The 15,195-nt window shown below is 45.8% G+C and carries 13 protein-coding genes; 10 read left to right on the forward strand and 3 right to left on the reverse strand.

What is annotated here, in order from left to right; all coding sequences use genetic code 11:
* Nucleotides 1-38 precede the first annotated feature (38 nt).
* From purQ to IEW69_RS08895, 8 genes are all read left to right on the forward strand, one after another.
* A complete protein-coding gene (gene purQ / locus IEW69_RS08860) occupies nucleotides 39-731 on the forward strand; it encodes a phosphoribosylformylglycinamidine synthase subunit PurQ (protein ID WP_188626486.1) in 693 nt (230 codons plus the stop codon).
* Nucleotides 724-1,467 carry a type III pantothenate kinase gene (locus tag IEW69_RS08865; protein ID WP_188626487.1) on the forward strand — a complete coding sequence of 248 codons (744 nt, stop codon included), beginning with the start codon at nucleotides 724-726 and terminating at the stop codon, nucleotides 1,465-1,467. The genes purQ and IEW69_RS08865 overlap by 8 nt, the downstream gene beginning before the upstream one ends.
* Nucleotides 1,460-2,794: a BamG family beta-barrel-assembly machinery protein gene (gene bamG / locus IEW69_RS08870; RefSeq protein WP_188626488.1), complete on the forward strand. Its 1,335-nt coding sequence runs from the start codon at nucleotides 1,460-1,462 to the stop codon at nucleotides 2,792-2,794. The genes IEW69_RS08865 and bamG overlap by 8 nt, the downstream gene beginning before the upstream one ends.
* A gap of 47 nt (nucleotides 2,795-2,841) precedes the next feature.
* Complete coding sequence (gene lptC / locus IEW69_RS08875) at nucleotides 2,842-3,363, forward strand: LPS export ABC transporter periplasmic protein LptC (protein WP_229663568.1); 522 nt, start codon at nucleotides 2,842-2,844, stop codon at nucleotides 3,361-3,363.
* Between the two features lie 126 nt (nucleotides 3,364-3,489).
* On the forward strand, nucleotides 3,490-5,586 hold the full coding sequence (locus IEW69_RS08880; RefSeq protein ID WP_188626489.1) for a peptidylprolyl isomerase: 2,097 nt from the start codon (nucleotides 3,490-3,492) through the stop codon (nucleotides 5,584-5,586).
* Between the two features lie 63 nt (nucleotides 5,587-5,649).
* On the forward strand, nucleotides 5,650-6,165 hold the full coding sequence (locus IEW69_RS08885) for a DUF2480 family protein (protein ID WP_188626490.1): 516 nt from the start codon (nucleotides 5,650-5,652) through the stop codon (nucleotides 6,163-6,165).
* A gap of 27 nt (nucleotides 6,166-6,192) precedes the next feature.
* Nucleotides 6,193-6,969, forward strand: a complete 777-nt coding sequence (locus IEW69_RS08890) for a DUF3108 domain-containing protein (protein ID WP_188626491.1) — start codon at nucleotides 6,193-6,195, stop codon at nucleotides 6,967-6,969.
* 1 nt (nucleotide 6,970) lies between these two features.
* Nucleotides 6,971-7,549, forward strand: coding sequence for a DUF3109 family protein (locus IEW69_RS08895; protein ID WP_188626492.1), 579 nt, complete (start codon nucleotides 6,971-6,973; stop codon nucleotides 7,547-7,549).
* Nucleotides 7,550-7,627: 78 nt separating this feature from the next.
* Here the strand turns inward: IEW69_RS08895 and IEW69_RS08900 are convergent, their stop codons facing one another.
* The gene (locus IEW69_RS08900) at nucleotides 7,628-9,991 is read right to left on the reverse strand and encodes a M1 family metallopeptidase (RefSeq protein WP_188626493.1); all 2,364 of its coding nucleotides are present in this window, start codon (nucleotides 9,989-9,991) and stop codon (nucleotides 7,628-7,630) included.
* Nucleotides 9,992-10,056: 65 nt separating this feature from the next.
* Here IEW69_RS08900 and IEW69_RS08905 point away from each other — a divergent pair, with 65 nt between their 5' ends.
* Nucleotides 10,057-10,581 carry a DUF6702 family protein gene (locus IEW69_RS08905; protein ID WP_188626494.1) on the forward strand — a complete coding sequence of 175 codons (525 nt, stop codon included), beginning with the start codon at nucleotides 10,057-10,059 and terminating at the stop codon, nucleotides 10,579-10,581.
* Between the two features lie 2 nt (nucleotides 10,582-10,583).
* Nucleotides 10,584-11,834, forward strand: coding sequence for an anhydro-N-acetylmuramic acid kinase (locus IEW69_RS08910; RefSeq protein WP_188626495.1), 1,251 nt, complete (start codon nucleotides 10,584-10,586; stop codon nucleotides 11,832-11,834).
* Here IEW69_RS08910 and IEW69_RS08915 read toward each other — a convergent pair.
* Nucleotides 11,831-13,606: an aminopeptidase P family protein gene (locus IEW69_RS08915; protein WP_188626496.1), complete on the reverse strand. Its 1,776-nt coding sequence runs from the start codon at nucleotides 13,604-13,606 to the stop codon at nucleotides 11,831-11,833. The two genes, IEW69_RS08910 and IEW69_RS08915, sit on opposite strands and share 4 nt — an antisense overlap.
* Nucleotides 13,607-13,691: 85 nt before the next feature.
* Nucleotides 13,692-15,143: a DNA/RNA non-specific endonuclease gene (locus tag IEW69_RS08920; RefSeq protein ID WP_188626497.1), complete on the reverse strand. Its 1,452-nt coding sequence runs from the start codon at nucleotides 15,141-15,143 to the stop codon at nucleotides 13,692-13,694.
* Between the last annotated feature and the right edge of the window lie 52 nt (nucleotides 15,144-15,195).

The raw sequence follows: 15,195 nt of genomic DNA on the forward strand, positions 1-15,195 counted from the left end.
ACCCCTTGAAACTTGCTAAAGATTGATAGCTTTGTATCATGAAATTTGGCGTAGTAGTTTTCCCTGGTTCCAATTGTGATCAAGATGTTATATATGTTTTAGAGCATATTCTTGGTCAGGAAGTTGTTCGTTTATGGCATAAAGATCACGATTTGCAAGGTGCAGATTTTATCATTTTGCCAGGAGGATTTTCTTTTGGTGACTACCTGAGGTCAGGCGCAATTGCACGCTTTTCTCCAATTATGCAGGAAGTGGTACGATTTGCAAACAATGGTGGATACCTGATGGGTATCTGTAATGGTTTCCAAATCCTAGCAGAAGCGAACCTGGTACCTGGCGCCTTATTGCACAACGAAAACCGGAAATTTATCTGCAGGAACAGTTATCTGAAAGTTGCGACAACCAACAGCATGCTGACCAGACTAGCTAATCCGGACCGTTTATTAAAGATTCCTGTGGCACATGGTGAGGGCCAGTACTTCGCACATGAGGATACCATTAAGTTATTGAACGATACGGACAGCGTACTTTTCCGTTACTGTGATGCAAATGGCGATATGAGCAGCGAGTCGAATCTTAACGGTTCTATCGGTAATATCGCTGGTGTTTGTAATGCAGGACGTAACGTGTTTGGTTTGATGCCACACCCAGAGCGTGCTGCTGATCCAATATTAGATAATCAGGATGGCTTAATCATATTTGAATCCATTCTTGGAATGGTGAATGCGTAATCTAACCATCGATATCGGTAATACAAATAGCAAGGTTGCTGTGTTCGAAGATCGGGAAATGCGCTTCCATGAAGTATTCCCCAGCATCGATGAAGCCCTGCTGAAGTCTTTGATTACCGAATATGATGTGGATTGTGCGATTCTATCAAATGTTAACCATGCGCAGGATGGCCTGGTGACTTTTCTGCAAGCAAATACACGATACATCCCGTTTTCTGTTGAAAAGAATACCGGAATCCAAAACAACTATAAATCAGCTGGTACATTAGGTCTGGACAGATGGGCAAAGCTCCTGGCTGTGCATCGCCTGTATGCCAATACCGCCTGTTTGATCATTGATTTGGGTACTTGTATTACCTACGACTACCTTTCGGCGGATGCCAGGTATGATGGAGGGAGTATCAGCCTTGGCATTCAGATGCGGTTTAATGCACTGGCGCACTATACCGGAAATCTTCCGCACCTGAAGTGGGACAGAAACACGGAAATACCGGCCGGGACGGACACGCAGACGGCGATTATTTCCGGCGTGTTACAAGGTGTGGCCAGCGAACTGGAAGGGTTTATAAATCAGAAATATAAAGAAAACGATACGTTGAAAATCATGGTTACCGGAGGGGATGCGAGATTTTTGCTGGAGCAGTTTAAAAACAGCATCTTTGCGCCGCAGATCATTCATGATCCATATCTGGTACTTAAAGGATTAAATGAAGTCATTGCATTTGAATATGTTTAAAAAGATAAATTATACCGCAGCTGTATTGGCATTGCTTTTTGGCACCGCGGCAAAAGCGCAGGTAACGACACAATCGCCATACTCTAAGTTTGGATTAGGGAACGTAAAACCCTTGGTGTTGCCGCAATTCCGGGCAATGGGTGGTGTTTCTACTGCGATATTCAGTCCTACTGGTTATAGCAACATCAATATGCAGAATCCTGCATCTTATGCGGGGATTACCTTAACTACGGCAGATATTGGCGCCAGCGGAACGATCATGAACCTTAAGAAAGATGATGTAAGTGAACGCAGTTTCAATGGTTCCTTAAACCATGTTACGCTTGCCTTCCCTGTATCCAGAGGTTCGGCATTGAGCGTGGGTGTTCTTCCATACACGGAATTGGGTTATGAATTTAAGAACCGGGCAACCCTGGGTTCGGCAGCAGGTAGCAGTCCGGAGCAGATCGATTACCTGTATTCTGGTGAAGGTGGCTTGAATAAAGCTTATCTGGGCTATGGATTCCAAATCGGCGACCACTTCCGTTTGGGTGCAAATGCAGAGTATATCTTTGGTAATCTGTTACAAACCGGTTCTTCAGAATTGGTAAACCAGACAGATGAACTGGGCAATCCTAATGTGGTTAATGCAAGAGTACAATCGAAAAACAGTATTGGTGGTGTTGCATTCAGCTACGGCACACAATATAATATCCCTTTCAACAGCAAGACTTCCTTTACCATGGGCTATTCCGGAACTGCAGGTTCGAGCATCAACTCGAAGCGTTCGATTGTGGCATCACAGTACACCAAGAATCCGACGACGGGCGATGAAACGCCGTATTTGGATCAGTTATCCAATACAGAGGGTTCTTCATTAAAGATGAAAATGCCGATGATGCATAATTTCGGTATTTCCCTGCAAAAGTATAACGTTTGGGTAATCGGTGCAGACTACAGACGGGGTAAGTGGTCGGATTTGTCTATTGGTGACGTGAATCAGCAGCTGCAGGATACCTACGGGTTTTCTGCCGGTGGCCAGATTACACCGGATATCACTTCTATTGGAAGTTACTGGAACCGTGTAGACTACCGTGTTGGTTTTAGCTATGATAAGACCTATGTACAGCTGAATGATCAGGATATTAAGCAGTCGGCAATCAGTTTCGGCTTTGGTTTTCCACTGGCACCATCGCCGGCACGAAGATCATTCTACAAGATAAACTTCACAACAGAAATCGGTAAACGTGGTGCATTAACCAACAGCCTGATTCAGGAGAACTTCATTAACTTCCATTTAGGCTTTACCCTGAACGATCGCTGGTTCCAACGATTCAAGTTCGATTAATGAAAAGCAGGTGTTTCCATCGGGTTTTAGTTGCATGCATAAGCATTATGATGTTTACTGCATGCAACGATGATGAACTGAAGAAGGTGGAAACCGTTAAACTGCAACAGGAGGCGCTGAATGCAAACCGCACCTTTGGCGCGGAGGTCATCTATAGTGACTCTGCTAAAGTAAAAGCAAAAGGTTTCGCACCTGTGCTGGATAAGGTGACTCCAAAAACCGGAGGCAATTATCAGGAAATGCCGAAGGGCGTAAAGGTGGAGTTCTACGACGAGCTACAAGCCTCCAAGGGCACGATTACTTCCGAGTATGCCATCATGAAAGAGACGGAACAGATTACGATTTTCCGTAAAAATGTAGTTGTCATAAATGCCAATCTAACCTTCAATACGGAGGAACTGGTGTGGAATCAGAACACCAAAACCTTCACTTCTCCGAAAGGTATAATCACCAAACCAGATGGTACGGTGATCAACGCCATCAACTTCACGGCACCCGAAGATTTCAGCACTGTGGCCTTCGAGAACGCTTATGGGGAGACCTATATTAAGGGCGATCTTACCCAATAAAATGCTTCCGTTTGGCGCTATATCGCGCTAATTTTTAATTACTTATTCAAATACCATTATAAGGTTTTCTTTTTTTCGCAAAAGTTGTATCTTGCGCCCTCTTAAAAAAAGTAAATACAGATTATTATGGGTTTAATGACATTTTTGCGTAATCGTGCAGGCTACATTTTGATTGGCGCCATCGGTTTCGCAATTGTTGCATTTTTGTTAGGTGATGTGGTTAGTACTGGGAAGCCATTTTGGGCAGAATCCCAGCGGGTTGTTGGAACCATAGATGGTGAAGATATCAGCATTGAAGACTTTGGCCGGAAGGTAGAACAAACAGAAGCACAGTTCAGACAACAATATGGCGGTGCTGCAAATCCGCAAATGCAGGCCATGGCGGTTGAAAACGTATGGAATGCTGAAGTTGCTAACGTTGTGCTTTCTAAAGAATACAACCGTTTAGGTCTTACGATCTCCGGTGATGAGCTGTTTGATTTATATCAGGGCAGCAAACCAAGCCCGATTATCGTGCAGTACTTTGGTAACCCACAAACTGGTCAGCTGGATCGTGCCGCAGTAATCGGCTCTTTAAAGCAGGCGCAGAAAAATGCGGAGCTTAAAGCACAGTGGGATATGCTTGAGGCTGAAATCGAGAAGCAGGCCCTGCAGCAAAAATATGCTAACCTGGTTAAGAACTCCGTATATGTAACTTCTCTGGAGGCAAACGAAGAGTATTCGAACAGGAATAAACTGGCGAACTTCAGCTATGTGTCGCTTGATTATGCAAGCATCGCTGATGCTTCTGTAAAACCTACAGATGCAGATTACAATGATTATTATGCAAATCACAAGAAGCTTTTTGACAATCCTGCGGAAACCCGTACGTTCAACTATGTTTCTTTCAATATCAATCCAACGAAAGCGGACTCTTTAGCTGTTGGCAAACAAGTGGAGAAATTGGCGCAGGACCTAAGGGTAAGCAAAAATGACTCTCTATTTGCTGCTGTGAATTCTGAAGTTAAAGTTCCTTTCACTTACCTGACTAAAGGCAGACTGGATCCTGCAGTAGACTCGGCAGTATTTGCCTTGCCAGTTGGCAGCATCTACGGACCTGTGCTTAGCAATGGTTCATACAAACTTGCAAAAGTTGTTAATGCACGTACTTCACCGGATTCAGTTAAGGCTAGCCATATCCTTTTAAACCCTGCAACCCTTGGTGGTGTTGATGTTGCAACTAAACTTGCAGACTCTTTAAAAACACTGGTACAAAAAGGTGGCAACTTCGGACAGCTTGCTGCGCAATACAGCGTCGATGGTTCTAAAGATAAAGGTGGCGACTTAGGTACCTTTAGCCGTGGCCAGATGGTTCCTGAATTTGAAAATGCTGCTTTCGATGGCCAGGTTGGTGACTTGAAGGTTGTACAATCACAATTCGGTGTACACCTGATCAAAATTGAAAAACAAATCGGCTCTTCTAAAGTGGTGAAGCTGGCTTACATCGAGAAAAACCTTGCTGCAAGTCCGAAAACTAAAGAAGCTGCTTATAAAAAAGCAACAAGTTTCCTGGCTTCTGTTAAAGACAAGAAATTCGCTGATGTAGCAAAGCAAAATGGCTACACTGTAGCAGTTGCTGATAAGATTACTGCAAGCCAGGGTTATGCGCCAGGTTTGGATACCCCACGTCCGATTATCAAAGCAGCATTTGATGCTTCAAAAGGAGATGTGTTAGAAGAAGTATTCCAAATGGAAGATTCTTATGTGGTTGCACAGCTTACGGATATCCGTCCAAAAGGCTTGTTACCAATGGAAGCCGTGAAAAAGGATATTGAGCCAATGGTGATCACTGCAGTGAAAGCTAAAATGCTTACGGAGAAAATGAATGCTGCGCTAAAAGGTGCATCAAACATCAATCAGGTGGCACAGAAGTTAGGTAAACCAGTTACGCCAGTACAAAACGTGGTATTTGCGAACCCAATTCTACCAGGTGCAGCACAGGAAAACAAACTTATTGGTGCCGTTTTCGGAACAGCATTGAACAAGGTTGGCGGACCAGTTGATGGTGAGCGTGGTGTTTATGCTTATGCAGCAACCAGCTTCAGTAAACCAGCGCCGTTGGCGAATACTTACAAGCAAAAAGAAACCATGTCACTTGGAATTGCGCAACGTTCATTAGGCGCGGCTTTCCAGGCACTACAGGATAAAGTCAAGATAAAAGACAATAGGGTGAAATTCTATTAACCTTATTTTACGTAATTTTGTAACCGGAAGAATTGCTCTTCCGGTTTTTTTATGTTATAAGAAATGGAAATTCAGGAAAATATAGTCAACAAAGTAGCATCCAGTGGGTTAATCACCCTTGATCTGGAAGCCTATTATAACCAGGCGGAACGTGTGGTCTATGATATTAAGGACAATCTTTTTCATGGCCTGATGTTAAGGGAAAAGGATTTCCGTGAGTTTATTAAAACGCACGACTGGTCGCAGTATGCTGGGAAGAACGTAGCCATCATTTGTTCTGCAGATGCTATTGTACCTACCTGGGCGTATATGTTATTGTCTAATCGCCTGAGCCCTCATGTGTATGAGCTTGTTTTTGGAAGCCTGGAAACACTGGAGGCAGTGCTGCTTAGTAAAGCGCTGGCAAAGATCGACTTCAATGCTTACCTGAACGAGCGTGTGGTGGTTAAAGGTTGTGCGGACATCGACATTCCGGTATTTGCTTATGTAGAAATTACCAGACAGTTGAGCAAAGTGGCGAAGAGCATCATGTATGGCGAACCCTGCTCCACAGTGCCGATCTTTAAGCGCAAGGATTAATTGGAAAGCTTTTTGTTTAATGCTCGCATGAGACATTTCCTGCTATTCCTATCCCTTAGTTTATTTAGCGTCAGCGTATTTGCACAGGAGCTGCCTGTACAGGCGCAGCCGGTTTTCCAACCTGGAGAAGTTCTTAAGTACAAACTTAAGTATGGCTTTATCACCGCAGCAGAAGGTACGCTGAAGGTCCTGAACTCCGATATGAAGTTTGAAAACAAACCCACATACCGGCTTTCTGTTGATGGTCGTACCTCCGGAACATTCGATGTGTTTTACAAGATCAGGGATCATTACGACTCTTATATTGATCAGGAAACCCTAACCCCTTACTTCTACCAGGAGAACATCCGGGAAGGTGGGTATAAAAGAACAGACAAAGCACGGTTCAACCAAAAGACCCGAAAGGTGGTTTCCAACCGGGGAACCTTTACAGGACCAACCAATCAGACCTTTGATCTCGTTTCCGCATATTATTTCGCCAGAAGTCTTGACATCTCCAAGATGAAGATTGGGGATAAGTTTAAGCTTAATTATTTCCTGGGTGATGAGATCAGCCAGCTGGAGATCGCCTTTGTTGGCCGTGAGGTCATCAAGACAAACCTGGGTAAGATCAGGTGTTTAAAATTCAGTCCTTCTATACAGCCAGGAAGGATTTTTAGAAAAGATAGTAAACTATACCTGTGGATAACAGATGATGGCAACAGGGTGCCTGTAAAGGCTCAGGTTGAAATTCTGGTTGGGGCTGTTACCATGGAAATTTCATCGGCAGATGGGCTGAAGTACCCGCTTGCCAAAATCAATTGATATGATAGAAGTACAAAATACCCTTGTACATGAGGATTTGATCTCGGAGAGCTTCGTGTGTAATTTGAATAAATGTAAAGGGATCTGCTGTGTAGAAGGGGATTCGGGGGCGCCGCTGGAGCATGCAGAGAAGGCAATTCTGGCCGACATTTACCCAAAGATCAAACACCTGCTTGCACCACGGGGTATTGCTGCCATTGAGGAATACGGCACGTCCGTGCTTGATATGGATGGCGACCTGACGACACCATGTGTAGACGGGAATAAAGAGTGTGCTTATGTGACCTTTGAAAATGGTATTACCAAATGCGCGATAGAGAAAGCCTATGAGCAGGGCTTAGTGGATTGGCCAAAGCCGATTTCCTGCCACCTTTACCCAATAAGAATTACGCAGTATCCGGAGTTTGAGGTCTTGAACTATGACCGTTGGAGCATCTGCAGTGATGCCTGTTCCTTTGGTCGTGAGCTGAAAGTGCCCGTGTACCAGTTTCTAAAAGGTCCACTCATCCGTAAGTATGGCCTGGAGTGGTATACGCAGCTGGAGCAATCTGTTGCAAACCAGGAAACTACTACCTTATAGACTCTAACGGTTAAGACGATATAATAAAAAAGCTCCGGATCATGCGATCCGGAGCTTTTTTGTTATTGTGGTAAACGACTACTTAACTGCTTTTTGCATTGGGTTTGTGCCTACGGACTGGCCGCGGGCTGCAGTAGCGCCACTTTGTTTGAATAACTGGAATTTTGAAGGTTTAGCTTCACCACCCCAAACGTTGTTAGACTCATCAATGTCAGCGGTTTCGCGCATTGGATCCAGTTTAATTGAAGCCACTTCTTTGTCTTCAACGTAGAACTTCGAGCCATTCTTTTCGTTATGGCGCCAGATCTGTGCGGGAATGCGATCAAGTTTTTTCGTACCGTCTTTGTAAGTAAACTCAACGATAACTGGCATAATCAATCCGCCTTTATTGCTGAAGTTAACTTCGTAGAAGTATTTTCCAGCATATTTAGCTTGTTCCGCAGCTGGTAATTGCTCGATCTGTCTGCCGAATTCCATTTTGGTTGGCGTAGAGTCTACTTTAACGGTGCCACGTGCATAGCTCCAGTAGAAATCTCTTGCGTTTTTATCCTGATCTGTGTAGAACACGATACGTTTGTCTTCACGGTTTCTAACTTTAGAAATGTCTTCAAAAGCATTCACCTGTGGTTTATCTACACGCGCATTGATTGTTCTTGGTGCAGGGATTTTACCGTTGAAGTCTGGTCTTGCAACTTTAACAGAATCCAGGGAGATATCGCAGGCATCTGTGCTGTAGAACCAGCCTCTCCAGAACCAATCCAGGTCTTCGCCGCTGGCGTCTTCCATAGTTCTGAATAGATCTGCAGGTGTAGGGTGTTTGAAAGCCCATCTTCTTGCGTATTCTTTAAAAGCATAATCAAACAGCTCGCGACCCATGATGGTCTCTCTAAGGATGTTTAAAGCAGTTGCTGGCTTAGAATATGCATTTGGTCCGAAACGTACGATGTTCTCAGAGTTGGTCATAACCGGCTCCAATTGATCTTTTGGTAATTTCATGTAATCTACGATGGTATAAGCAGGACCTTTTTTGCTAGGGAATTTGTTGTCCCAAAGCTCCTCGGTCATGTATTCCAGGAAGGAGTTTAATCCTTCATCCATCCAGGTCCACTGACGCTCATCGCTGTTTACGATCATTGGGAAGAAGTTGTGACCAACTTCGTGGATGATTACACCCAGCATACCGTTTTTAGATGTTTCGCTGTAAGTGCCATCTTTTTCGGTACGGCCGTAGTTGAAACAGATCATCGGGTACTCCATTCCATTCGCAGCTTCAACACTTTGTGCAGTAGGGTATGGATAAGGGAAGGTGAAATCAGAATATGTTTTCACGGTATGGGCAACGGCCTTAGTTGAAAACTTGCTGTAAAGACCATAGGCTTCTTTACCATAGAAGCTCATGCACATTACATTTTTACCTTCTACAGGTTGTGCCATAGCATCCCAAACGAACTTTCTTGATGAAGTCCATGCGAAGTCACGTACATTCTGTGCCTGGAACACCCATGTTTTAGTTTGCGTGCTTTTCTTGGTTTCTGCCGCTTTAGCTTCTGCAAGGGTTACAATTTCAACAGGTGCTTTTGCAGTTGTTGCTTGTTTGTATCTGCTTAACTGTGCAGGGCTAAGTACAGCGTTGTAGTTGATTACCTCTCCGGTACCGCCCACGATGTGGTCTGCAGGAACGGTAATCTGTACTTTGAAGTTACCGAAGGTGAGTGCGAATTCGCCACGTCCGGTGAACTGGTGGTTTTGCCAGCCCTGGAAATCGCTGTACACACATAATCTTGGATACCACTGTGCCATGGTAAACAGGTAGTTGCCGTCTTCAGGGAAGAATTCGTAACCACCACGTCCGCCAAGTACCATTCGGTCTGTGATTTTGTAATCCCATGCCACATTGAAAACAAATTTCTGTCCTGATTTCAATGGTTGTGGCATTTCCACACGCATCATGGTTTTGTTTACCGTGTAGGTTAGCTTTTTACCTGAAGCATCTGTAAGGGAAGTAATGTTTACCCCATATCCGTTTTCCTGGCTTTCTGCTGCTGCACGATCTACCATTTGCGTGGTAGACATGGATGGCATTCTGCTGCTGGATTGGTAATCAGCATTCTTAGAAGTGCTGTGCTCATTTTCGTCCAGTTGCAGCCAGATGTAGGTAAGCACGTCAGGAGAGTTGTTGGTGTAAGTTACCGTTTGGGTTCCTTTAAGAAGCAGGTTCTTCTCGTCCAGGGTACATTTAATGTCATAGTCAGCCTGCTGCTGCCAGTACTTCACGCCTGGTGCACCACTTGCAGTACGCTGCTCATTGGGTGTAGTCAGGATGGTTCCCAGTTGTTCGAACTTATTACCGTGATTACTTCCAGGGTTATTCTGGATGTTTTGTGCTTTTAGGCCCTGAAAGGCAACACCGGCAATAAGCAAAGAGATGTAGAGTTTCTTCATTATTGTTTTTTATGGAATGTTTAAATTTATAGTGTTTTTTTGTAAACCGAAAAAAGAATTGACCTATGCAAAAGAGAATGCGCGGACCGCTATTAATTTGTTACCTAATACTGGGCTGCCTTGCGCCAATAAACCTGAGTGCTGAAGCGTTCCACCCCTTTCACGTAAGTTCGACCGACATCAACTATAATTCGAAGACAAACACGCTTGAAGTAAGTTGCAGGCTCTTTACCGATGATTTTGAGCTCGCACTGGCGAAGGCCTATCAGGTAAAAACGGACTTAACTGCTGAGGCCCGGCACAAGGCCATGGATGTGCTGGTGAAGAAATATATATTAGCCAATCTGAACTTCAGAACGCCGCAGAAAACACTGGCTTTAACTTACCTGGGCTTTGAAAAAGATAACGAAGCCACGATTGTATACCTGGAATCTGAAGCGGTACCCGGTTTGAAGCGGGTTGAAACGACCAACAGCGTGCTTTACGATCAGTTTGATGATCAGTCGAACATCATGCATTTCAGTGGTTATGGAAAACGGAAGAGCAACAAACTCGACTATCCCAATCGTAAAATTGTAATTGACTTTTAGGCATGCATAAAGATCTTACCAGGCTATTTCACATTGCACAGGCGCCTTCAAGAACCATTATCGGACTGATGTCGGGCACTTCGCTGGACGGCCTTGATATCGCTGTTTGCAAATTTGAAGGCAGCGGTCCCGGCGCCAGAGTGTCGCTGTTGCAGTTTAAAACGGTAAGCTATCCGCCTGAGGTAAAGGAAAGACTGAAACCGATCAGTTCTAAAGCGAAGGTGGACTTGCAGGATGTAACCCTGATCAATGCCTGGCTGGGAACCTACTTTGCCGCGCTCATCAATGAGGCCCTTCAGGAATGGGGCATCAGCAATGAACAGGTAGACATTATCGCCAGCCATGGACAGACCATCTTCCATGCACCGTATTTTCAACACCAGCAGGAAGCTTACGGAAATGCGACCTTACAAATTGCTGATGCGGACCATATTGCGGTGCAAACAGGCATCATCACCTTGAGCGACTTCCGCCAAAAGCATATTGCTGCAGGGGGAGAAGGTGCGCCGCTGGCATTGTATGGAGATTACCTGATGTTTTCTGATCCGGAGGTACACCGCGTGTTGTTGAATATTGGCGGCATTGCCAACTTCACCTGGTTGCCGGCTTTGAATGCGGATGTTCAAAATTTAGGCCTACCTGGCGTTTTTTCTACGGATACAGGCTCGGGCAACACGCTGATGGACCAATACGTACAGAAGCATTTCCCTGGAAAGCAGTTTGACGAAGATGCGGAGATTGCATTGAGTGGGCAGGTACATGAGGGGCTATTACAACGACTGCTGGAACTTCCTTTCTTTGCACTCGATTTTCCGAAAACGACAGGTCCTGAGGTCTTCAGTCTACAGCATCTGGAGCAGGTACTTAAAGATATGGACCTATCGGGAGCTGCGTTCGTGGCACATGATGACGTTGGTCAGGCTCAGCAAGGTATAGCCCATGCAGATGTGCTTGCAACCTTGGCGAAGTTCAGTAGCATCGGTATTGTTAAGGCACTTGAAGCTACAATTCCGGCAGGCACGAAGTTTAGGGTGTATGTAAGTGGGGGCGGGATGCACAATCCACTGCTCATCCGTAATCTGGAAGAACAGCTGGGTGTGAAGATGGAGAGCACGGCAATCCTGGATTTGAATCCGGACGCGAAAGAAGCCGTTTTGTTTGCCTTATTGGCGAATGAATGCATAAGCGGGCCGGCATTTCATATTGAAGGCCAACCCGCTGTTGCAATGGGAAAAATCAGTCTGCCGAATTAAATGGCTTGCGTTTCCGCTTTAAGCCACGCTGCTTCTTCAGCGGATAAGTGTGGACTTAGTCTTTCAAATACTAAAGCATTATAGTCGTTCAACCAGTCGATCTGGTGTTGCTCCATTAAGTCTTTCTGAACAATTGAGGTGTTGATCGGTGCAATGGTCAGGCATTCAAAAGCATACCAGACATTGAATTCATTCTGATCGACAACCACGGTATTCACCAGATTTTCGATCCGGATACCATGTTTACCCGGGCGATATACGCCAGGCTCCACTGAGGTGATCATACCTGGTTCAAGCGCTACAGGGTTTGCCGTTGGGTTAAACACCTGTGGACCCTCGTGAACATTCAGGAAATAACCAACACCGTGACCGGTTCCGTGGCCATAATTCACCGCATGATCCCAAAGGGGCTTTCTGGTGATGGCATCAATCTGGTAGCCACATGTGCCTTGCGGAAACATCACTTTACAACCATCGATCATCCCCTTTAGTACCAGGGTGTAGTCACGTTTTTCCTCTTCCGTGGTTTCGCCCATCGGAATGGTACGGGTAATATCTGTGGTACCATAGAAATACTGACCACCCGAATCAACCAGGAACAAGCCTTCCGGTTTCACTTCTGCATCGCTTTCTGCAGATGCGGAGTAGTGTGGAAGTGCACCGTGGGCGGCATAAGCGCTGATGGTATTGAAGCTGTCGCCTGCAAAGCCTTCCTGTGCTGCCCGGTAGCTTCTTAACTGCGCTGCTGCAGAAAGTTCTGTAATGCGGGTTTTGCCAATTTGTTCAGACAACCATTTCAGGAAGCGGGTAATGGCCACACCGTCTTTGGTCATGGCAATACGGGTGTTTTCAAGTTCCGTATCGTTTTTAACAGCTTTCAGGTTTGTAGATGGATTCGTGTCTTTGATGACGCGCACAGAAGCTGGAATTAACTTCAGGTAAGCATAACAGTTTCTTTTCGGATCGATGAAGATGGAGCTGTTTTCTGGTAATCTTGCAAGGGCCGTTTCAATTTCGCCATATGCACATACTTCGACACCATTTTTCAACAGGGTCAACTTCTCTTCGTCGGTAAGTTTATGCTCATCCAGAAATAATTTTGCGTGATCCTGACTGATCAAGGCAAAGCTTAGCACAACCGGATTGTAGCTTACATCGCGGCCGCGGATGTTGAACAACCAGGCTAGATCATCCAGCGAAGAGATCAGGTGGTAGTCGGCATCATTTGCCGCCAGTTCCACTCTTACAGCTGTAATCTTCGAACCAACAGACTGACCAATGTGTTCTGTATCTATTAAGAAAGCTGGTTCAGCAGGTAGTGCCGGACGGTCTGACCATATTGGACCCAGGTAGTCGCGGTCGACCAGGGTGATGCCTTTAAGTCCTAATTTTCCACTGATCATTTCACCTAGCGCAATTGATACCAATCTTTCATCTGCGGCAACCTTTGCGCCTTTAGCAAGCTTGCCAGATAGCCACTGGATGTATTCAGGTGCATGCTGTACTTCTTGTTTTACCAGTTCAAAGCCGCTGCCTTCAAGCTGTTCTGTTGCTTGTTCGAAGTAGCGGAAATCGGTCCACAGGCCGGCAAAATCATGTGTAATCACCAATGTGCCTGCTGAGCCACGAAAGCCAGAAGCGAAGGGAATGCACTTGTAATGTTTAGGTAAGTATTCTGAGATATGTGGATCTGCGGAGGGAATGATGTAAGCTTCAACCTGATCCGCTTTCATTTGCGCACGGATCTGGCTTAATTTTTCTTTATATGTCATATTAATAGCTCTTAATAGATGTGAATGAAGCAAATTTAATAAAAATGGGCGCTAATCATAATTGGCCTCCCTGGAGGGCAAGGCACTAGTTTACGTTGTCTTTACGCTGTTCTAAAATCGTCTGCAGCCGTTCGGGTAATGCGGTAAGCAGGTCGTAGCCCGTCGCCTTCTCAATGTCATTTACCGTCACGAGGTACTTGCGCCAGTCGGGGTCAATCGTATTTACATTAGCGGTGCTGATGGCAATGATCCGGGTGTTTGCATTTACGCGGCTCAGGTCTTTGTTCCCCTGCGGAAGGATCAGCGCGACTTTCCACAGATGTGCCGGAACGGCGATGTTACCATTGGCGATGGTTGTTGCCGGACCTTTGCTGCCAATGCCGCCGGTACCGTAATTACCCATGATGATATAGATTTCGTTGCCTGCATCCACCAGGCTTCGCAGGTAACTCTCAAAGTTGGCCCAGGTGCGCTGGTTGTTCCTTGGTGCCTGGGGCACCATATTGGTCATCAGAAAGGTGGCACTGTTCGCGGCTTTCGAGCTACTGCGATCGGCCGAGGGACAATTATGCCCACGGTCGAACCCGGAACCAACATAGCTGCTGCTGGTAACCACGAAGAACTCCGGCGGCAGCTCGCTGAAGCCCGCAAAGTTATCCATCCGGTCGGCAATCCGGGTTGTTGTCGTAGCATCCAGGTGCCAGCTCACCCAGTTGGGGATCGCCTTGCTCCGGCTGTAAGATTGCGTGTAATATTTAAGATCCAGGTAGTAGTTCTCTGGAGTGGTTGATGATGCTCTGGAGGGATTGCCAAACAGCATATTGCTGTTGTCTCCTTTTTCAGGCTGTATATCTACATCATACACAAGGCCTCGCGTTTTGCCTGAAAGCGTAGCGGTGCCGGTATGCTCGGAGGTCGGTGCGGTTAGGTCGGCTAACTTGCTGGTATCAATGGTGCTTACCGCAGGATCTACTTTTACGAACGTGATATCATCCAGGTTTATCCTTGCTGCAGCATTAGAACCGGTATTTTCAATTCGGAACCGCATCTTGTAGAAAGGCTTAACGCTGAAGGTGTCCGTTACCAAGTTGTGTTTTTTTTCAGTGATTGCTGCACCAACCTGGCTGTAATTTTTACCACCATCTACGGAGAGCATTAGCTTCCAGGTTGATGTCCGATCCTGGCCATATACGCCATGGGAGATGTAAACCTGCTGAATGTGCTGCAGGTCGAAGTTCATGGCAATGCTGCCGGTTTTCATGCGCACACTGCGGCTGCCATGCTTGAGGTCGGCAACAGCGCTGCCGATCAAGGCATTGTTCAGGTGCCAGCTTCCGGTTGTGAGGTCCAGATCGCCGGGCGCATAACTGCCTTTTGCCGAAGCTTCAAAGTCCTCTTTGTATGTGGCGGTATCCTGCTGCAGCGGGTTTTGGATGCTTGATTTTGTTTCTGCTGATGCCCATTCACGATGTGGTTGAAAGGCCGTTGTTATGGCCAGGGCTATGCCGGTATAGAAGAATAAGTTTCTGATAAACACAAAGCAAAAGTAAACAATTCCGGAGCGCGGTACGTTTCCTTTTAAACCTTCC

Source organism: Pedobacter quisquiliarum, assembly GCF_014642175.1.
Taxonomy (GTDB): domain Bacteria; phylum Bacteroidota; class Bacteroidia; order Sphingobacteriales; family Sphingobacteriaceae; genus Pedobacter; species Pedobacter quisquiliarum.